The sequence below is a fragment of the Moheibacter sediminis genome (assembly GCF_900176425.1).
GTDB lineage: Bacteria > Bacteroidota > Bacteroidia > Flavobacteriales > Weeksellaceae > Moheibacter > Moheibacter sediminis.
This window is the reverse complement of the sequence record NZ_FWXS01000001.1, coordinates 131,982-152,935: the sequence shown is the minus strand read 5'-3', so window position 1 is coordinate 152,935 and position 20,954 is coordinate 131,982. Positions and strand designations below refer to the sequence as shown.

Below are 20,954 nucleotides of genomic sequence, written 5' to 3'. Positions count from 1 at the left end.
GTCTTTTTTGTTCCCTGGCAAAATTCAATTTATTTTAGCTAAAATAATTGAACCCTTTTCTAATGAAAATTTATTCACTTTCCATTATACTATTTTCTGTCGCATCATTTTTTCATCTCAATGCACAGATAGCCGATCCTGTTGTTGATTCCGCTTATGTTGATGCGAATGATCTAATCGAAGCAGCCGAAGCGGTGGCAGTTGATGCTGCCGATTATACAATCGACGGTTCATATGGAATGCCCCAGGATGAACTTGAAAAATTTAATTTCAAAAAAGGAGAGCCCGTTTTTGTAATTGTAAATGTGCAACACAGCATACCCAACGACAGCTTGCTAGCAGTAAGAGAGCTCCATGAATTGAAGAAAAATTTTGCGCATCTGAAAGCCAATTTTTTCATTGTTCATAAAAACGCCGTTCTTGATTTTCAAAATGATTCGCAGCAAGAATACAGACTGGATGACTACAATACACAATACCAATCAGTCATTTTCTGGGATGGAAAAGCAAATTCAGATGTTTATCAGTTTGAGTCAATCATCCAATCTTCTGAAGCCTATTCGCCGCAATTAGGCATCGACAAAACGTCTTCTTATGTTGCTGAATTTAATCAAAAAAAGAAAGAGTTATCCAAATATAAAAACGAAACCGTCAACCAAAATTCTGCAGCAACTTCCAAGAAGTATATTTCCAATCTGTTTTTGGCTGAGGTTTACTATTTAAAAAATGAAGAACATTTCTTTACGGCAGATTTCAAAGGTGTGAAAAAATTAACTGTCAAATCCAATTATAAAAAATTTAAAAATCCAGTCAACGAAGCAGAATTTGACCTAAATGGAAATCCTACAAAATTAATTTTACAATCCGACGATATAGATGGGAAAAAGATTCATCTGGAATTTTCTTACCTCAGCGGTGCTTTGAAAAAGTTAGTTTCTACTTATGCAGGCGAAGACGGAAAGAGCCGAAATCAAGGAGAATTTTATTATCAGGATGGAAATATGTATGATGTGCACAGTGAAGAATCGTTAACAAAATATCATTTAAACGAAAACGGATTTCTGCTCAATCATGGTTATTACTTTGATGAATCTCGATATTTTATTCTGGAAGACCATTTGACTTTCAAAGGAAAAATCCTTTCGTATAGAGATTATGGGAATTTGAACAATAGAGATTACACAATCAATAGTTTACAAAATTTCTTTCCGGTGAAAATTGCTGTTAGAAATGAACATTTTTATGAAATTCAAAAAAAATCAGCAAACGAATTCTTAATTAACAGTGACGAATCGACCACAAAAGTTTTATTAAACGAAAAAGGACTGATTTCCAAAGTCATCATGGAAAACCTAGAAATGGACAGAGAATCTAAGCCAATGGATTTGATTTTTGAGTATTTTTATGAATATTATTAAATCAAAACTCCTTACTTTTGCTATCCTTACAGATTCATCAAAAATGGCAATAAAAACTTTTAGAGAAGTCATTGCAGAAGCAATGAGCGAAGAAATGAGAAGAGATTCATCCGTTTATTTAATGGGTGAAGAAGTAGCTGAATACAATGGTGCGTACAAAGCATCGAAAGGTATGTTGGACGAATTTGGTCCTGAGCGTGTAATCGATACACCCATCGCAGAAGGCGGTTTTTCAGGGATTGCAGTAGGTTCAGCGATGACGGGATGTCGTCCGATTGTAGAGTATATGACCTTCAATTTCTCTTTGGTTGCCATCGACCAAATCATCAATAACGCAGCAAAAATGTACCAAATGTCAGGCGGACAGTGGAATGTTCCGATTGTTTTCCGTGGACCAACTGGTTCTGCAGGGCAATTGGGAGCAACTCACTCGCAGTCATTTGACAACTGGTATGCAAACTGTCCGGGATTGAAAGTGATTGTTCCTTCAAATCCTTATGATGCAAAAGGTCTTTTGAAATCAGCGATTCGTGACAACGATCCTGTGATTTTCATGGAATCTGAGCAGATGTACGGTGACAAAATGGAAATGCCGGATGATGAATATTTAATCCCAATCGGTGTTGCAGACATCAAAAAAGACGGAACGGATTTGACAATCGTTTCTTATGGTAAATTGATGAAAAATGCTTTGGCGGCTGCAGAACAATTAGAAAAAGAAGGAATCAGCGCAGAAGTGATTGACTTGAGAACAATCCGTCCATTGGACTACGATACGATTTTGAATTCTGTAAAGAAAACAAACCGTTTGGTTGTTTTGGAAGAATCTTGGCCTTACGGTTCTATCGGAACTGAAATCGCTTACATGGTTCAGCAAAAAGCATTTGACTATTTGGATGCGCCGGTAAAAAGAGTAACGGCTCCGGATATTTCCGCTCCTTATTCGCCGGATTTGTTCAAAGAATGGTTCCCAAGCATAGAAGACGTAGTAGAAGCAGGAAAATCTGTTGCCTACAAAAAATAAATTGATAAAAAATACGTTAAACAATATGAGCCTTCCGTCTTTGGAAGGTTTTTTTGTGGATATTTGCATCAATATATGTTGAAATTTAACTTCCTAATCACACTGATTTCATTGTTGATACTGTCATCAGCATCAGCTCAAATCAAAGTTTCCGGTAAAGTCATCGATGGTAAAACCAAACGTCCCGTTGCTTATGCAGACGTTACTTTGCCCAATGCCGGCACATTTACTACAACCAATACAGACGGAAGTTTTTACCTCGAATCCGTAGAAAATGATTCCATCATTGAAGTTTCTTTGGATGGATATGAATTTTTTGAACAAGAATTAACTTCCAAAGTCAACTATAATTTTACGATAACTTTGATACCTGACGGATCCGTTCGGGAAAACTCTACCGTTGAATTAGATGAAGCAACGGTTACAAACCGTAAGAAAAAATACAAAAACAAAAAGGAAAATCCTGCTTATGCCATTTTGAATGAATTGTGGAAACGCAAACGCAGGAATGGTCTGCGCATCGTTCCGCAATATGAATATGAAGAATATGAAAAACTTCAATTCGATTTAAATAATGTTGATAGTGCACTGACCAAAAGCAAATTATTCAAAGACATGGAATTCATTTTTGAAAGAATTGACACTTCCGAAATCACCGGAAAGGCTTATTTACCTGCTTTCTTAAACGAATCCGTTTACAAAGTCTACGGAAAAAATGAACCTTCCAGAAGAGAAAGAAAAGATTTATTGGCCAACAAAAGTTCCGGATTTGACGACAACGAAATCGTTACCCAGACGTTAAAAAATTTATACAAAGAATTTGACATCTACGAAAACAGATTAAATTTCTTCAATAAAAATTTCGTCAGTCCCGTTGCCAGAGATGGATTTTCAGTATATGAATATGAATTGACTGACACTATTAATCTTGATGGGATTGATTGTTACCGAATTAAATATTACCCTAAACGCGACGGTGAACTCACTTTCGTCGGTGACGTTTACATCAGCATGAATACTTATGCCGTGAAAGAAGTTTCGATGCAAAGTACACGGAACATTGATGTAAATTTCGTCAGAGATATTTTTGTGAATTTACAATATGAAGTAAAAAACGATTCCATTTTTTATCCGAAACGTGATTACATTTTACTCGACATGGCTTTGATGAATAAAAAAGCAAAAGCCAAAGGTCTTTTCGCACACAGAACCGTTTCTTACAAAAATTTTGATTTTGAAACCCCGCATCCTGATGATTTTTACAATGAAAGAAATTATGATCCATATACATCCGGCGCATTTGAAAAAGATGATTTGTATTGGGCAGGGGCGCGCCATGAAAAATTGTCTAAAAATGAAGATGGAATTTATGAAACGCTCGATAGTTTACAGCAAGTTCCAAGATTTAAACGCATCGTAAAATCGGTTGAAATTCTGGGTTCCGGTTATTGGAACGTTTGGAAAGCGATTGATATTGGGAATTTGTATTCATCAGTCGGATATAACGAAATTGAAGGATTCAGACTTCGAGCGGGAGCGAGAACCTATTTCACACAAAATGATATGTGGCGCATCGCAGGCTATCTGGCGTATGGATTTGGCGACAAACAATTCAAATACGGCGCAGAAGCGCGTTTCATGTTCAACAAATTCAACCGTTTCCAAATCGGTGGTGGAACGAAACGCGACATCGAACAATTGGGCGTTCAGCTTACAACTTCCGATGGAATTATGACGCGAAGTTTTGCTTCTTCTTCTATTTTCAACCAAGGAGCAAATGACAAATTGAGCCACATTAACAAGACTAATATTTACACTTCCATCGATCCTTTGAAGAATTTTACCATTCGTTTCGATGGGAATTACCAAACCACCCGCGCAGCAGATCCAAATTTGTTCAACATTGGGTACAATCAGCATGGATGGGATGAAAATCATTTGATTGACACCAATGTGAGTTTGTCTTTGATTGCACGTCCCGGAGCTAAATTCTCAAGATACGGCATCGACCGTTATGAACATACAACACTTGCGCCGACAATCATGTTGCGCTACACCAAAGGATTCAGCGGATTGTTCAACAGTGAATTCAATTATGATAAAATTCAATTCCTCTTTACAAAACCGTTTCTTGTGGGTTCATTTGGCAGAAGCAATGTCGTTTTTGAAGCTGGAAAAACTTTTCAGGGATTGCCACTTTCTTTGTTAAGCGTAATTCCGGGAAATGAAAGCTACGGTCAGGTTCCGGGAACTTTTACGCAGTTAGATTATTATGAATTTGTGACTGATACTTACACTACATTTACATTAGACCACCATTTTAATGGTTGGATTCTCAATAAAATTCCACTCATAAAAAAACTGAAAGTAAGAGAAGTAGGATTTATACGTGCCGCTTGGGGCGATATTTCTGCTGAAAGTTTAAATATGAACCGTTCTGACATTCCTTATCTCGCTCCGCATGATAAAATTTATTTCGAATATGGATTTGGAATCGAAAACATCGGTTGGGGGAATTTCCGACCATTGAGAGTCGATTTTAACTGGCGCGGAAATTACCTCGAAATTCCCGATGCGCGCAAATTTGGAGTAACTGTCGGTATGGATATGTCGTTTTAAATGATAATTAATTCAATTCTAAAATCCTTTAAAATCAGCCTAATTACAATGGCGTTTGCGGTTTGATTTTTGATTAACTTGCAGCAGTTTTTAGTTATGCGGTTTTTAGTATTCATTTTTATTTCAATTCTGGTTTTATCATGTGCACGTCAGGGTAGCCCCACAGGCGGCCCAAAAGATGAAACGCCTCCAAAATTTATAGGAAGTTCGCCCGATACTCTGTCGTTGAATGTTCCTACAAATCTGAAAGAAATTCGAATTAATTTTGATGAATACATTGTGCTGAAAGACCATACACAGCAAATCGTTGTTTCACCACCATTGGAAAGCGGAGCGGTTTACATGCCGGTCGGTACCGCCAGAAAATACGTAAGCATCAAATTAGAAAAACCTTTAGAGGAAAACACTACATATAATATCAACTTCGGAACTTCCATTCAGGACAATAATGAAGGCAATAAACTTCCTTATTTTCAGTATGTTTTTTCAACCGGAGATTATGTGGATTCGCTGGAATTAACCGGAAAAGCAAGTGTGCTTTCTGAGAAAAAATTATCTGACAAATTGCTTGTAGCTTTGTTCAAAGTCGATTCGACTTACAATGACAGCGCCATTCTGAAACAAAAACCGTTTTATGTATCAAGATTGGATGCAGAAGGAAATTTCAAATTGAATTACTTACGTCCGGGAAAATACCAAATGGTTGCTTTTGATGATGTTGTCCAGAATATGCAATTTGACATCGGAGAGGAAAAATTTGGGTTCATGGATGAATTAATTGATTTAAATGAAAACCAGACTGCTGAAATTCAATTGTTTGATCAAATTCCACCGTACAAAGCCGGCAAAGCTGAACAAAGAGGTTATGGGCACATGGTTTTCAAATTTGCCGGACAGCCTGAAAATATAGAAATTACTCCTGTTGATTTTGATTTCACCACTTCAAAAATTTCTTACAAACCCAAAAGTGATTCTTTGAATTTCTGGTTTAAACCTTCGGTTGATTCTATTTATGAAAAATCAAAAAGATTGAAATTTCTTGTAAAACATAAAGATAAATCGGATACAATTTCTGCAGTTTACAGTAATTCACAAAAGCATTCTTTATCCATAAAAGAATTAAATAAAGGGAATTATACTCCTTCAAAAAAGGTAAAAATTACAGTAAATTACCCAATTACAAAATTGGATTCAAGTTACATTTCGGTAAGGAAAGACACAGTTGATTTGCCGTTTAAAATCATTCCTGATACGAAAAATGAAAATGCTTTTATGCTTGATTTCAAGATAGAGTTAGCATCGGCTTATGAAGTGAATCTTTTGCCCAATGCGATTACGGATTTCTTTGAGGAGACGAATGATTCTATCAAAATTTCATTCAAAACTAAAACAAGGAATGATTTTGGAAATTTGAGATTGAGTCTTCAGAACAAACCTGACAAACCTTTTTGGATTCAGCTTTTGAACAATAAGGATGAGGTTTTGGAAGAGATTTATACCACCAAAGATGTATTTGATTTTAATCATTTGAATCCGGGCGAATATTATTTCAAAATCCTGATTGATGAAAATGAAAATGAACATTGGGATACAGGTGATTTTTTCGCAAAAAAACAACCTGAAAAAGCAATGATTTATCCAGCCGTTTTAAATGTAAGAGCAATGTGGGATCTGGATGAAGTCTGGGTTTTACCGGAACCGAATTCTCTTATAAAAGAAGAATCCTCAACTGAAGTCAGCGAGGATTCTAAATAATTATTTATCTGAAAATATTTTATTCTACTGTTACAGATTTTGCTAAGTTACGTGGCTGGTCAACATTTTTACCTAATTTAACCGCGATGTAATAAGACAATAACTGCAATGGAATCGCTGCCAAAATTGGAGAGAATTCCTCTGAACTGTTTGGAATTTCAATTACATAATCTGCAATTTTACGAACTTCCTGATCACCTTGATTTACAATTGCAATGATCTGCCCGCTTCTAGCTTTGATTTCCTGTGCATTGCTTACAACTTTTTCGTAATGTCCAGTTTTCGTAGCGATGATTACAACCGGCATGTTTTCGTCAATCAATGCAATCGGTCCGTGTTTCATTTCTGCTGCAGGATAGCCTTCTGCGTGGATATAAGAAATTTCTTTCAGTTTCAAAGCACCTTCCAAAGCCGATGGATAGTTGTAACCTCTACCCAAATACAAAGCGTTTGGAGAATCCTTATATCTTTCTGCAATTTCAATTACTTTTTCTGCAGTTGTTTCCAACGTATGCTGTACCAATTCAGGAATTGCATCTAATTCTCTGGTCAAAGCATTGAATTTTTCTGCACTCAGGTTTCCGTTGTGTTTTCCTAATTTGATAGCCATCAAAGATAGAATCGTCAACTGAGCTGTAAAAGCTTTCGTCGAAGCAACTCCAATTTCAGGACCGGCGTGTGTATAAGCACCTGCATCGGTAATACGAGCGATGGAAGAACCCACTACATTATTTACTCCAAAAATAAAAGCTCCTTTTTCTTTTGCCAATTTCAATGCAGCCAAAGTATCGGCAGTTTCACCTGATTGCGAAATTGCAATTACGATATCTCTTTTTCCAATGATTGGGTTTCTGTAACGGAATTCAGAAGCATATTCTACTTCTACCGGAATTCTTGCCAAATCTTCAATTAAATATTCAGCAACCAATCCTGCATGGTAAGAAGTTCCACAGGCAACAATGATGATTCGTTTTGCTTTCAGGAATTTTTCCTGATGATCCCATACACCCGCCATGCGGATGACACCTTCATCTACCAACAATCTTCCTCTCATCGTGTCACGAATTGATTTGGGCTGTTCGTAAATTTCTTTTAACATGAAATGTTCGAATCCTCCTTTTTCAATTTCTTCTAAATTGAATTGAAGTTCCTGAATAGCAGGTATTACCTGTAAATTATCTTGAATCTTTCTGATGTCAACGTCTTTTCCTAATGTAATCGTTGCCATTTCACCATCATCCAAATAAACTGCGTCTTTTGTAAACTGTAAAAATGGAGAAGCGTCAGATGCGATAAAGAATTCATTTTCGCCAATTCCGATTGCAAGAGGGCTTCCCAATCTTCCTACAACGATTTCATTTGCATTTGATTTGTCCAAAACGGCAATTGCATACGCACCGTGAACTTCATTCAAAGCATAACGAACTGCATCTGTCAATGACAAAGCATCTTTGTCTTTGAAGTATTGAATTAAATTGATCAAAACTTCGGTATCTGTATCACTATGGAAAACAAATCCTTTCTGACCCAATTCGGTTTTGATGGCTTCGTAGTTTTCGATAATTCCGTTGTGCACAATTACCAGCTGTTCGTTGTTGGATAAATGTGGATGTGAATTTACATCATTCGGCACGCCATGTGTTGCCCAACGTGTGTGACCAACACCTATACTGGCTGCGTTATTGATTGACTCAGATTTTTCTTCCAAATCAGAAACTTTTCCTTTGGTTTTTACCAAGCCAAATTCGTTGTTTTCGATGATTACTACTCCCGCACTGTCATAGCCACGGTATTCTAATCTTCTCAACCCATTGATAATGATGGGATAAGCGGCTCTATGCCCAAGGTATCCTACAATTCCACACATGGTATTTTATTTTTTAGTATAGTAAATTTTAAGTTGTAATTTTTTATCTTGTTGTTCGGTTGCATTTCCATGCAATACAATTCTATGTGGATTAAATGCTCTGTTATTGGCAAAAGGATCACTTCCACTTATAATAGACGTATAGCTGTTTGTTGGATTTAACAAAAAGTTACCCATGCTTAGAATCATACTTCCTTCTTCGTATATTGTATCTTTTTCTACAATGCTTTTTATGTAATCTGTAATCCTAATGATGTAAGTTTTAGGATTGTCCTTGTAATTGTACATCGGATTAAATTGTACTGAAAGCGGATAGCTGTTATAGAATTCCGTAAGGTCTGTGAAATTTAGATTTTTCACTTTATCTTCTTCCTTATATTGATTCCATGAGAATAGATAAGGCGGTTTTTTAAGGTTATAGCTATCATCTACATGCAGAATCAGTTCTGCTCCTACTACTGCCCAATCGTTTTCAAGTACATTTTGACGAATCTGATTTAATTGATCTTGATTAAATTTGATAACTGATTTCGTTCCGTCTAAACCATTCAGATACAATCGGCTATCGCCTGAAACTGTATTGGGGTTTGTATAAGAATTTACAAACTGGTTGCTTCTATTGGTATGTTCAAATTGGCTGAGTTGTACATTAAATCCAGGTGTCGATGCCCATAAGCTTGTGAATGAGAGTCCTAAAGTTTTCTGCAGTCTTGCCTCATAGTTTTCATTGCCTGTATCATCAGTCGGATTGTCATATGTATAATACATTGTCAAAGACATTGCGTTAGGATTAAAATTAAATAAAAAACCTTGTTCTTCTGCAACACTTAATTCAATCCCTCTGAAAAGATTTCTGATGAATGATGCCTGATCATTTAGATTGGAACCTCCATTATCGATGAATTTTTGTTTGAAATAATTTTTATCTAATTTAACTGATATAGCAACTGTAGGCGCCTGTATAGTTGTTTCATTTTTCTTTTTGACCTGATAAGTTCTAACCTGATTGGTAACAATTGCAGGCTCAGGATTAATTACATAGGGAATTACTTCTATGTCATTAATGTTTCCCCAGCAGTTATTACAACCGGGTTTTGTTTTATTGGAATAATAAACTGAATCTTGAGAATACAAATATTCCCCCACTTCTCTTACTTGTAAAGTCATTGGCAAATCTGTGCGACCGTAAATAGAATCTAATTTATACGTTCTTTTTACTCGCATAGTTGCTGTATCAGTAGGGACCTCACCTTCTGCCAAATATAAATATGTAGTATCTATCGAAATATCAGCTTCAGCAGTTTTGTAATAAACGGGAATGCTCAATATAACAGAATCCATTTCAGGATTTCCCCCAAAATCAGGATTAACAGTCCCTAAACGTGCTTGAGAAATAAATCTGGCTTTTGTTCTTCCAAAAACTGGTTCTTCATAAACACCTAAGATGGCATTTTGCAAAACCTTTTCATCAGATCTGATGGAATCTGAATTTGTATTATACGCAACTAAATCTACATACATCACATTGGCAGTAGAACCACTGTCAAGCAATCCGCTTCCTACATTGGAAATATCATCTTCACAGGAAACTATCGAAAGTGTAAATAAAACTACAATCGCTCCTGCAACTACGTTAAAAAATCTCTTCATTGATTGTATTATTAATTTTGATTCATTAATTCCTCCGCATAGAAAAGCTCGTATGCTTCGCTCATACCTTCTGCCGGACAGTATTCCATTAAAGGAATATTTTCAGTTTGGATATAGCTGGTAATCGCTTCCGGAATGATTTCTTCTCCTTTCACAGCGGCATCAGCATATTTCAAGGCAGATTTGGTAACCGCTTCGAAATCCGGCTTGGAGAGCAATTCAGAAACTTCTCCATTGATTCCATCAAAAGCCAACTTTTCCGCGATTTTAGAATTTAGTTCTCCTTCGAAAGAATTATCAAACAAAGAAACCACAACTTTTGCTTCATTAAAGAATGAATCATCTGCATAATATTCCTTTATGTAAGCAGGCACCATGCTGGTCATCCAACCCATCACATGCACCACATCCGGCTTCCAGTTCAGTTTTTTAACTGTTTCCAAAACACCTTTTGCAAAGAAAATTGCTCGCTCATCATTATCCTCCAGAAGCGCACCTTCCTTGTCAAAGTAAACGTTTTTACTTTTGAAATATTCTTCGTTGTCTATAAAATAAACTTGAAGTTTTTCGCCAGGAACAGAAGCTACTTTTATAATCAAAGGCTGATCCATATCGTTGATGATTAGGTTCATCCCAGACAGTCTTATAACTTCATGTAGTTGGTGTCTTCTTTCGTTAATTATCCCAAATCTCGGCATAAAAATTCTTACATCTGCTCCCCTATCACTCATAGCTTTAGGGATTTTTAATGATTGAATCGACATCGGATTTTCGGAAAAGTATGGAATCATTTCAGTAGTTACATACAGTATTCGCTTTCCATCCATAGATATAATTAATTGCTTGAAATAGTGCACAAAGATACAAAATTTCTCCGTAATTTGTCGGAGGTGTGTTATTTTTGCCTTCTTTTATATTTATATTAACAATAAATGATTCTTATAAAAAGCCTTGGCGAACTTCAATCTTTGATTCAAAACCAAAAGAATCTGCACAACAAAATTGGATTTGTGCCGACCATGGGCGCGCTTCACGACGGTCATATTTCTTTGGTTAAAGATTCTGTAGAACAAAATGATTTTACAATCGTATCCATATTTGTAAATCCAACTCAATTCAATAATAAAGAAGATTTAAAAAAATATCCGCGAACTGAAGAAGCCGACATCGAAATTCTAAAAAATTCAGGTTGTGATGCAATTTTTTTTCCGAAAGTCGAAGATATTTATCCCGAAGGTGAAAAATCTGAAATTTTTTCCTTTGATGGAATTGAACACCAAATGGAAGGCAAATTTCGTCCGGGTCATTTTGACGGTGTAGCCACAGTTGTCAATCGTTTTTTTGAAATCATTGAACCAGACAAAGCTTATTTTGGAGAAAAGGATTTTCAGCAGTTGAGGATCATTCAGGAATTGGTTAAAAAATTAAATTTAAACGTTCAAATCGTTCCTGTTTCGATTATGAGAGAAAATGACGGATTGGCAATGAGTTCCCGAAATATGCGTCTTACAAAGGAAATGCGCAAGGAATCTCCAAAAATTTATCAGATTTTATCCGAGGCTAAAGAATTTCTGAAATTAAATTCGATTGCAGAAACGAAAAATTTCGTCCAAGAAAAATTTAACCAAACAAAATTGGAATTGGAATATTTCGAAATTGCAGAGGAAAAAACACTTGCTCCTGCTTCAGAAAAGGAAAATCATAAAAATCTACGTGGTTTCATCGCTGTTTTTGCCGGAGAAATCCGCTTAATCGACAATATATCATTAAATTAATTCCATTTCCCTAAATCTGCTTAACTTTGCAGCCGTTATGATGATAGAAATTGTCCGTTCCAAATTGCACCGTATCAAGGTTACAGGTGCTGAGCTGAATTACATCGGGAGCATTACCATTGATGAAGATTTGATCGATGCCGCAAAAATGATTGTGGGCGAAAAAGTACAGATTGTAAATATCCAAAACGGAGAACGTTTTGAAACATATATCATAGAAGGGAAAAGAGGTTCAGGCGAAATCACACTCAACGGCCCTGCTGCTAGAAGAGTTCAGGTCGGAGACCAAATTATCGTCATTGCGTACGGATTGGTTAATATAGAACAAGCTAAAAATTACCCGCCGACGATTGTGTTTCCAAATGAAGAGACCAATCTTCTGAACTGATGAAAGTTCAAACCGGTCAGCTCATTTTTACAATTATAGCCATCGCGCTTGCCGGATTATTCATAGGACTTACCATAAAAGCAACCGATTTTGGCGTGCTCAAAGAAGCTGCCAAAGAAGCCAGTTATTTTTGGATAATTGCTTCTATGATTTTGAGTATCGTTTCGTATTGGCTCAGAGCCGCAAGATGGAAATTGCTTTTGGAACCCATTGGTCATCCCATCAAAACACAAAGCGGATTTTGGGCAATTTCATTTGCCTATTTTATGAATTTAACGATTCCGCGAAGCGGAGAAATTGCACGCGCCACTTCCCTTTACAAAATGGAAAAAGTTCCTGCAGATAAATCACTCGGAACAATTGTTTTGGAAAGAGTCATTGACCTTTTGTTTTTAGGATTGTTTTCTCTTTTGACATTCATTTTTAATTCAAAAACACTATTTTCTTTCTTTTCGATGGGAGAAAAATTTCCTGTTGGAAGACTTTTGATTTTGATTGGAATTTTTGTTTTAGCTGGCTTCATTTTTTTTCTCATTCGTAACAGAATCAGGAATTTAAAAATTTATCAAAGGGGAATTGAATTTTTAAAAGGAATCTGGATCGGATTCAAATCCATCCTTCAATTAAAGCAAAGAACATTATTTGTCGCTTATTCCGTTGGAATTTGGATTTGTTATTTTCTGATGACTTATTTGGTTTTATTTGCATTTCCGGCGACCGAACATTTTGGTTTGGGAGAAGGATTTTTTCTAATCGTTTCCGGTGCATTGGGCATGATTTTGCCTGCTGTCGGCGGGCTGGGTTATCCGTACGTAATGAGTATGGCTTTTGCCGCGATTTATTTGTCGCACGGACAAACCGCAGAAGAAGGAAAAGCGGTCGGAAATTACTTCGGACTCATTCTTTATTTCGCTCAAATCATTTCAATTTTGATTTTTGGGTTGATTTCAATTTTATACATCTCTAAAACTTCCCCAAAAAAGGCTTAATTTTGGATTGAACTTAATTCAAAAAATGACATTCCCCAAAGAATTCAAGGAAGCAATCAGTGAACTTCCATCGATAGAAAAAGACCGGTTGATATTACGCTTACTCAAAAAAGACATACCATTGGCAAACCGTCTCTTATTCGAATTGGTGAGTGATTCTACTGTGGAAGAAGAGAGAGAAAAAACCAAAGAAAGATTGAGTAAATTAATCGAACGAGTTTCCAAAAATTTTTATACGCCAGATTATTTGAATGTTGAAATCCGTTCTATGAGCGGTGAAATCAATGAACATGTTTTTACAACAAAGGATAAATTAGGCGAAATTTCACTCAATCTTTATATCATCAAAGAAATTTTGGAAAGAAACAAACAAAAGCTCAGCTCATTCAATTATCAAAAATCCCGAAAATTCTATATAGGAATAATGGCGAGAATGTTTAAAATTTTAATTTTAATTAAAAAACTTCACGAAGATTATTTTCTTGAATTCAAAGATGATCTGGAAGAAATTGGAAATTTAATATTAGAAAATTCAAACCTTCAAAAAACAGCCATCGATAACGGATTTAATATTCACTGGTTGATTGACGGAACCATTCCGGATGAAATCGAAAAAATAGTTAAACAAATTAGAGCCAACGGTTTGCTAAAATAATAATCAAAATGTCCAAAACAAAAACCTCTTTTTTCTGTCAAAACTGCGGCACCCAAACCAGCCAATGGATGGGTCAATGCAAAGCCTGTGGCGAATGGAACACCATTGTGGAAGAAGTAATCGACAAAGCAGAAGAAAAAAAACCGTGGAAAACTGACAAAGAAAAAACCATCACCATTCAAAACATAAAAGACGTTTCGGAAATCGGTGAAACGAGAATTAATGCTTTGAATGATGAACTCAACCGCGTCTTAGGCGGTGGAATTGTAAACGGTTCGGTCGTTTTGGTCGGTGGAGAACCTGGGGTTGGAAAATCTACTTTGATGCTACAAGTGGCTTTGCATTTGACGCAGACCAAAGTTTTATATGTTTCGGGCGAAGAAAGCGCTTCGCAAATCAAATTGCGTGCTGAGAGAATCGGAATTCAATCCGATCAATGTTTCATTTTGACCGAAACCAATACCCAGAAAATATTTAAACATGCACAGGAAATCGAACCTCAACTCATTATCGTCGATTCTGTTCAAACCTTGCACACAAAATATGTGGAAGCCTCGCCTGGAAGCATTTCACAGATTCGCGAATGTACTTCTGAACTAATTCGTTATGCCAAAGAAACGAATGTTCCTGTGGTTTTGATCGGACATATTACCAAAGAAGGAGTCATCGCCGGACCTAAAATTTTGGAACACATGGTCGATGTGGTTTTACAATTTGAAGGCGATAGAAATCACATTTACAGAATTTTACGTGCGAATAAAAACCGATTCGGATCTACTGCAGAAATCGGAATTTATGAAATGCAGGGAAGCGGATTGCGGGAAGTGAAAAATCCATCGGAAATTTTGATTTCGAAAAAGGATGAATCGCTTAGTGGAAATGCAATTGCTGCGACTTTGGAAGGAATTCGTCCGATGCTGATTGAAATTCAGGCTTTGGTAAGTTCGGCAGTATATGGGACACCTCAACGCTCTGCGACGGGTTTTGATGCCAAAAGACTCAATATGCTTTTGGCGGTTTTGGAAAAACGTGCCGGATTTCAATTGGGTTCCAAAGATGTTTTTTTAAATATAACTGGCGGAATTCGAGTTGATGATCCGGCAATTGATTTAGCTGTGATTTGTGCAATTCTTTCCTCAAATATGGATGTTTCATTGCCTGATAATTGTTGTTTTGCAGGTGAAGTTGGTTTGAGCGGTGAAATCCGTGCGGTCAACCGTGTGGAGCAAAGAATTTTAGAAGCAGAGAAATTGGGATATGACGTGATTTTTGTTTCGAAATACAATAAAATTAAAACTTCTGATTATCAAATCCGAGTGGAAACCGTCGCGAAAGTCGGTGATTTGATTAAGATTTTGTTTTAATTTTTCGTAATGTTTAATTTAAACCCCTAATTAAAAAAACGAATCCCGAGTGAAGGATAGAGGCTTTTATTTGAACTTTTTCCGTTAAAACGGAAATGTGAGTGCCGATAACCTGTTGCCGTTGCACGGAATGCTAAATTTATAATTTAATTGGAGTCGCAACGTTACGCGCCCATCTTCTACAAATTCAGATTGACAATAAATTAATTTTCAAATCTTTTCGCTTTGACTAACTTTAAAAACTTTGCGAACTAAACCTTATCTTTGCACGAAATTTTTTAGAATCACAGAATTATGAAATGTGGAATTGTCGGGTTGCCGAATGTTGGGAAATCAACGCTTTTTAACTGTTTGTCTAATGCTAAGGCTCAATCGGCTAATTATCCGTTTTGTACCATCGAACCAAATGTGGGAACGGTTTCTGTTCCTGATCCTCGTTTGTACAAATTGGAGGAACTGGTGAATCCGGAACGTGTGGTGCCTGCGGTTGTAGAAATTGTGGACATTGCGGGGCTGGTAAAAGGTGCAAGCAAGGGTGAAGGTCTGGGAAATCAGTTTCTTGGGAACATCCGTGAGTGTAATGCCATCATCCACGTTTTGCGTTGTTTCGAAAATGAAAACATCACACACGTTGATGGTTCTATCAACCCAATCCGTGACAAGGAAACGATTGATATCGAATTGCAATTGAAAGATTTGGAAACGGTTGAAAAACGCATGGAAAAATCTAAGAAAGCAGCGAGAGTTGGTGATAAAAAAGAAATCGAAATTCTTGATATTTTGACTCAAATCCAAAAACATTTGGAGCAAGGAAAAAATGTGCGTGAAATGGATTTTTCTGATGATGAAAAAGAGATAGTTTCTGATTTACAATTAATCACTTTCAAGCCTGTTTTATACTTGTGTAATGTAGATGAAAGTTCTGTGAAGAATGGAAATGCGCATGTGGACGCAGTGAAGGAAGCGGTAAAAAATGAGGATGCTGAGGTTTTGGTTTTGGCAGCGCAAATTGAAGCTGACATCACGGAACTGGAAACGTTCGAAGAGCGTCAATTGTTTTTGGAAGAAATGGGATTGGATGAACCGGGCGTGAACCGATTGATCCGCTCTGCTTATAATTTGCTGAACCTTCAGACTTATTTCACGGCAGGTGTGAAAGAAGTTCGTGCGTGGACTATCAAGCAAGGATTTACAGGTCCTCAGGCTGCAGGGGTAATTCATACTGATTTTGAGAAAGGATTCATCCGTGCGGAGGTAATTAAATTTGATGATTTCGTGACCTATGGTTCGGAATCGAAATGCCGCGAAGCAGGGAAATTGGGCGTTGAAGGAAAAAGCTACATCGTACAAGATGGTGATGTGATGCATTTCTTATTTAACGTTTAATTATGGAAAGACAGCATAAGTTACTCTTAATCGGTTCTACCGTTTTTTTAATTGTACTTTATCTTGTCACAATGAAAGTTCCTTTTTTTTGGGATGCTGTTTCAAAATCTGTAAGGGCAACATGGTTGTATAATAATAATTTTTCTCAATTTGTAGTCCCTACGGAATTTAATTCCGGACATCCGCCTTTATGGGAATCTCTTCTTGCGTTGAGTTGGAAAATAGGGGGACGAACCATAGCAATCAGCCGGTTTTTATTATTGGTTTTTAATATCGCTGCATTTTGGCAGCTGATTCGTTTTATTGTATCTAATAAGAATGAAAGCGTTCCTTATTGGGCGTTAATTCTGGTTTTGATCGAACCTGCCTTACTTACTCAAACCACAATTATAAACAATGATATTATGTTACTGTTTTTTACATTGTTGGGATTGAATTCAATTTATAAGAACCAAAGAATAATTTATACAATTGCATTAACAGGAGTATTGTTTTCCAATCTTAGAGGAAGCAGCATTTTTGTTTCATTGTTGCTCATCGATTTTTTGTATTATTACTTTAAATTAAAAGAAGATAGGCAGAAATTTTTATGGACTTCTTACCTTCCGCCTTTGATTATATTTACATTATTCCTCACCTATCAGCAATCTGTCCTAGGATGGTTTTTAAAAGCACCGGGACATCAACACAGACAAATATCCGGTATTTTTCAAATGGTCAAAAATACTGCTGCAATCGGAAAAGGATTTCTGGAAACGGGTCGCATCTTTTTATTTTTACCCTTGGGGTTTTTAATTTTAAAACTATTCAAAAGCGAAAAATGGGTTAGAATTTCAAATGAAAATAAAAGACTAATAATCACTTTTTCTGTATTTTTTTGTGTTTTCAGCGGACTGTTTATAGTTATGACAAATCCTGTGGGACCTCGTTATTATATGATTTGCTTTTTGATAGCTACTTTGTTTTTTTTGAATTTGGTATTTGGTTTTGTCAAAAAGCATTTATGGAAAAAAGCATTGTTGACCATTGCAGCAATCGGATTTCTTACAGGTCATTTGTGGATCTGGCCTGCGACAATTTCACAAGCTTGGGATACAACCTTTGCCTACCTCCATTATTTTCCATTGAAAAACAAGATGCAGGACTATGTTTTGGAAAGAGAATTGGACAAAACTGAGGTGGGTACTAATTTAAATCTTAACGAGCCTCAATATATCGATTTAAAAACTGCTCCTTTAACTAAATATTCTAAATTGGATCTTTCTAAAAATAAATATGTGATCCTTTCCAACATAGAGAATGAAACGTCTGATGAAGACATCAATACCTTGAGAAATACATGGAAACTCGAAAAGTCTTTTTCACAACTAGGTGTTTTTGTCAATTTGTATTCTCGTCCAGACGGTTTAGAGTAAGCATTAACATTCTACTTCTGAACCAATTTCCTGAAATAAGAAAGCGGACATTTCTGCCCGCTTCTAAATTTGTATAGATCTAATTCTAATTAAAGAATTACATCATTCCCGGCATTCCGCCTCCCATTGGTGGCATCGCTGGTTCATCTTTTTTGATTTCTGTGATAACTGCTTCAGTCGTGATTAACATACCTGAAACTGAAGCCGCGTTTTCCAAAGCTACACGCGCAACTTTAGTCGGATCAATGATTCCTGCTTCCAACATGTTTTCGTAGGTGTCATTTTTCGCATTGTATCCGAAATCTCCTGTACCTTCTTTCACTTTCGCAACCACTACAGAACCTTCTCCACCTGCATTGATGACAATTTGACGAAGTGGCTCTTCAATCGCACGACGTACGATACTGATACCTGTATTCTCATCCGCATTGTCTCCTTTCAAGTTTTCCAAAGATGACAAAGCTCTTACATAAGCAACTCCACCACCTGGGATAATTCCTTCTTCTACAGCCGCTCTTGTCGCGTGCAATGCATCATCAATACGGTCTTTTTTCTCTTTCATTTCTACTTCAGAAGCTGCTCCTACATACAATACCGCAACACCTCCGGCCAATTTAGCCAAACGCTCCTGCAATTTTTCTTTATCGTAATCGGATGTTGAAGATTCAACCTGAGCTTTGATTTCGTTTACACGTGCTTTGATTTGACCTTCATCACCTGCTCCATTGACAATCGTTGTATTATCTTTGTCTATCTGAACTTTTTCAGCTGTTCCCAACATATCCAAAGTTGCATTTTCCAAAGAATATCCTCTTTCTTCAGAAATAACTGTACCGCCTGTCAAAATTGCAATGTCTTCCAACATTGCTTTTCTTCTATCTCCGAACCCCGGTGCTTTTACTGCAGCGATTTTCAAAGAACCTCTCAATCGGTTTACTACCAAAGTTGCCAAAGCTTGTCCCTCTACTTCTTCAGAAATAATTAATAACGGACGACCTGATTGTGCAACCGGCTCCAATACTGGAAGGATGTCTTGTAAGTTTGAGATTTTTTTGTCAAATAATAAGATGTATGGATTGTCTAATTCAGCAACCATTTTGTCAGGATTCGTCACGAAATAAGGGGACTGGTATCCTCTGTCGAACTGCATTCCTTCAACCACATCTACTGTAGTATCGGTTCCTTTTGCTTCTTCAACGGTGATTACTCCTTCTTTACCTACTTTCGCAAAAGCTTCAGCAATCAATGAACCGATTGTATCGTCATTGTTCGCAGAAATAGAAGCTACTTGTTTGATTTTATCTGAGCTGTCACCAACTTCCTGAGACTGAGATTTTAAATTCTCAACTACAGCGATTACAGCTTTATCGATTCCGCGTTTCAAATCCATTGGATTTGCACCTGCTGCTACGTTTTTCAATCCTTCACGAACGATTGCCTGCGCTAAAACGGTTGCAGTTGTCGTTCCGTCACCCGCTACATCATTGGTTTTAGAAGCGACTTCTTTTACCATTTGCGCACCTAAGTTCTCGATTGGGTCTGCCAATTCGATTTCTTTTGCTACAGAAACTCCATCTTTGGTCACATGTGGTGCACCAAATGATTTTTCCAAAACTACGTTTCTACCTTTTGGTCCTAATGTAACTTTAACTGCATTTGCCAATGCATCGACACCTCTTTTCAAAGCGTCTCTTGATTCTACATCAAATTTGATATCTTTTGCCATTTTTTATGAATGTTTATTATTTGAAGCTCAAAGTTTAACGTTAAATCAGGGCAGGAAACTTTGAACATGAAACCTGGAACCTGAAACGAAATATTTTAAACTATTGCAAGGATGTCAGATTCTCTCATGATAAGATAATCTTTTCCTTCCCATTTCAATTCAGTTCCTGAGTATTTACCATAAAGAACTTTATCTCCTACTTTTACAGTCATAGGCTCATCCGGTTTACCGGCACCTGCAGCGACAACAACTCCTTGCTGTGGTTTTTCTTTTGCAGTATCCGGAATGATAATTCCTGATGCAGTTTGTGTTTCAGCCGGTGAAGGCGCAACCACTACTCTGTCTGCCAATGGTTTAATTGTAATTTCTGACATATTCGCTTGTTTTATATTTAACTAATTAATTTTAATTCGACTTCTCATATTTGACAAAAAACCTGCCAATGCCATATTCATGACATTTTGGAATTATTAAATTATAACAAATGACAAGTTGGCAGAAATTTATATTTAATCAAAATTTTTAACGCAACCCTTTATCAATTTTTCATCTAATAATTAATCTAAAACTGTTTGTTATGAAATATTGTATTTTGTTCAACTACTCACTTTTTATTTTTTTAAGTGTCAATTAATTATAGAAAAACAATACAAGATTAAATTTGATAGTCGGGATTCGAATTAAAGGCAATTATTATAATGTCAGTTCCAATGAAAACATATTATGCTTTCCATTGAAAGTGACAGAAAAATATTCGTTCAAGAAAACGAAGTAAACTTTTTGATTTTATAGAATTATTTTGGGATTATTTGATTATCTATTTTTTTCTATTTGCTTTATTTACATTATATTAGGAATTTTAAACTCAAATTAATAAAACTCTTTATGGAAATTTAACTTGTTTATTTTATGCTTATTAAATT

The 20,954-nt window shown here is 36.4% G+C and carries 16 protein-coding genes; 11 read left to right on the top strand and 5 right to left on the bottom strand.

The window, feature by feature from the left end:
- Positions 1 to 62: 62 nt before the first annotated feature.
- The 4 genes from B8977_RS00610 to B8977_RS00595 all read left to right on the top strand — a co-directional run bounded on the left by B8977_RS00610 (position 63) and on the right by B8977_RS00595 (position 6,816).
- Positions 63 to 1,418, top strand: a complete 1,356-nt coding sequence (locus B8977_RS00610) for a hypothetical protein (RefSeq protein ID WP_084015341.1) — start codon at positions 63 to 65, stop codon at positions 1,416 to 1,418.
- On the top strand, positions 1,405 to 2,442 hold the full coding sequence (locus B8977_RS00605) for a pyruvate dehydrogenase complex E1 component subunit beta (RefSeq protein WP_262494068.1): 1,038 nt from the start codon (positions 1,405 to 1,407) through the stop codon (positions 2,440 to 2,442). The genes B8977_RS00610 and B8977_RS00605 overlap by 14 nt, the downstream gene beginning before the upstream one ends.
- 75 nt (positions 2,443 to 2,517) lie before the next feature.
- The gene (locus B8977_RS00600; RefSeq protein ID WP_185116590.1) at positions 2,518 to 5,061 is read left to right on the top strand and encodes a DUF5686 family protein; all 2,544 of its coding nucleotides are present in this window, start codon (positions 2,518 to 2,520) and stop codon (positions 5,059 to 5,061) included.
- 96 nt (positions 5,062 to 5,157) lie between these two features.
- Entirely contained in the window at positions 5,158 to 6,816 is a 1,659-nt protein-coding gene (locus tag B8977_RS00595) for an Ig-like domain-containing domain (RefSeq protein WP_084015340.1), read from the top strand.
- A gap of 19 nt (positions 6,817 to 6,835) precedes the next feature.
- Here the strand turns inward: B8977_RS00595 and glmS are convergent, their stop codons facing one another.
- The 3 genes from glmS to B8977_RS00580 are packed head-to-tail and all read right to left on the bottom strand — an operon-like array spanning position 6,836 to position 11,160.
- Positions 6,836 to 8,683 (bottom strand): glutamine--fructose-6-phosphate transaminase (isomerizing), encoded by a 1,848-nt coding sequence (glmS, locus tag B8977_RS00590; protein ID WP_084015339.1) that lies wholly within the window; start codon positions 8,681 to 8,683, stop codon positions 6,836 to 6,838.
- Positions 8,684 to 8,689: 6 nt separating this feature from the next.
- Positions 8,690 to 10,333 carry a DUF4270 domain-containing protein gene (locus B8977_RS00585; protein ID WP_084015338.1) on the bottom strand — a complete coding sequence of 548 codons (1,644 nt, stop codon included), beginning with the start codon at positions 10,331 to 10,333 and terminating at the stop codon, positions 8,690 to 8,692.
- Positions 10,334 to 10,344: 11 nt separating this feature from the next.
- On the bottom strand, positions 10,345 to 11,160 hold the full coding sequence (locus B8977_RS00580) for a glycogen/starch synthase (protein WP_084015337.1): 816 nt from the start codon (positions 11,158 to 11,160) through the stop codon (positions 10,345 to 10,347).
- Positions 11,161 to 11,265: 105 nt separating this feature from the next.
- On the opposite strand from B8977_RS00580, the gene panC reads away from it, so the two are divergent.
- From panC to B8977_RS00545, 7 genes are all read left to right on the top strand, one after another.
- Positions 11,266 to 12,108 carry a pantoate--beta-alanine ligase gene (gene panC / locus B8977_RS00575; protein WP_084015336.1) on the top strand — a complete coding sequence of 281 codons (843 nt, stop codon included), beginning with the start codon at positions 11,266 to 11,268 and terminating at the stop codon, positions 12,106 to 12,108.
- 37 nt (positions 12,109 to 12,145) lie between these two features.
- On the top strand, positions 12,146 to 12,496 hold the full coding sequence (gene panD, locus B8977_RS00570) for an aspartate 1-decarboxylase (protein WP_084015335.1): 351 nt from the start codon (positions 12,146 to 12,148) through the stop codon (positions 12,494 to 12,496).
- On the top strand, positions 12,496 to 13,485 hold the full coding sequence (locus B8977_RS00565) for a lysylphosphatidylglycerol synthase transmembrane domain-containing protein (protein ID WP_084015334.1): 990 nt from the start codon (positions 12,496 to 12,498) through the stop codon (positions 13,483 to 13,485). The genes panD and B8977_RS00565 overlap by 1 nt, the downstream gene beginning before the upstream one ends.
- 25 nt (positions 13,486 to 13,510) lie before the next feature.
- A complete protein-coding gene (locus tag B8977_RS00560; protein WP_084015333.1) occupies positions 13,511 to 14,140 on the top strand; it encodes a hypothetical protein in 630 nt (209 codons plus the stop codon).
- Positions 14,141 to 14,148: 8 nt separating this feature from the next.
- Complete coding sequence (gene radA, locus B8977_RS00555; RefSeq protein WP_084015332.1) at positions 14,149 to 15,504, top strand: DNA repair protein RadA; 1,356 nt, start codon at positions 14,149 to 14,151, stop codon at positions 15,502 to 15,504.
- Between the two features lie 294 nt (positions 15,505 to 15,798).
- The gene (gene ychF, locus B8977_RS00550; protein WP_084015331.1) at positions 15,799 to 16,890 is read left to right on the top strand and encodes a redox-regulated ATPase YchF; all 1,092 of its coding nucleotides are present in this window, start codon (positions 15,799 to 15,801) and stop codon (positions 16,888 to 16,890) included.
- A gap of 2 nt (positions 16,891 to 16,892) precedes the next feature.
- A complete protein-coding gene (locus tag B8977_RS00545; protein ID WP_084015330.1) occupies positions 16,893 to 18,305 on the top strand; it encodes a phospholipid carrier-dependent glycosyltransferase in 1,413 nt (470 codons plus the stop codon).
- 97 nt (positions 18,306 to 18,402) lie between these two features.
- Here the strand turns inward: B8977_RS00545 and groL are convergent, their stop codons facing one another.
- Both groL and B8977_RS00535 read right to left on the bottom strand, forming a co-directional pair.
- Entirely contained in the window at positions 18,403 to 20,031 is a 1,629-nt protein-coding gene (gene groL, locus B8977_RS00540) for a chaperonin GroEL (protein ID WP_084015329.1), read from the bottom strand.
- A gap of 95 nt (positions 20,032 to 20,126) precedes the next feature.
- Positions 20,127 to 20,405: a co-chaperone GroES gene (locus B8977_RS00535; protein ID WP_084015328.1), complete on the bottom strand. Its 279-nt coding sequence runs from the start codon at positions 20,403 to 20,405 to the stop codon at positions 20,127 to 20,129.
- Positions 20,406 to 20,954 lie beyond the last annotated feature (549 nt).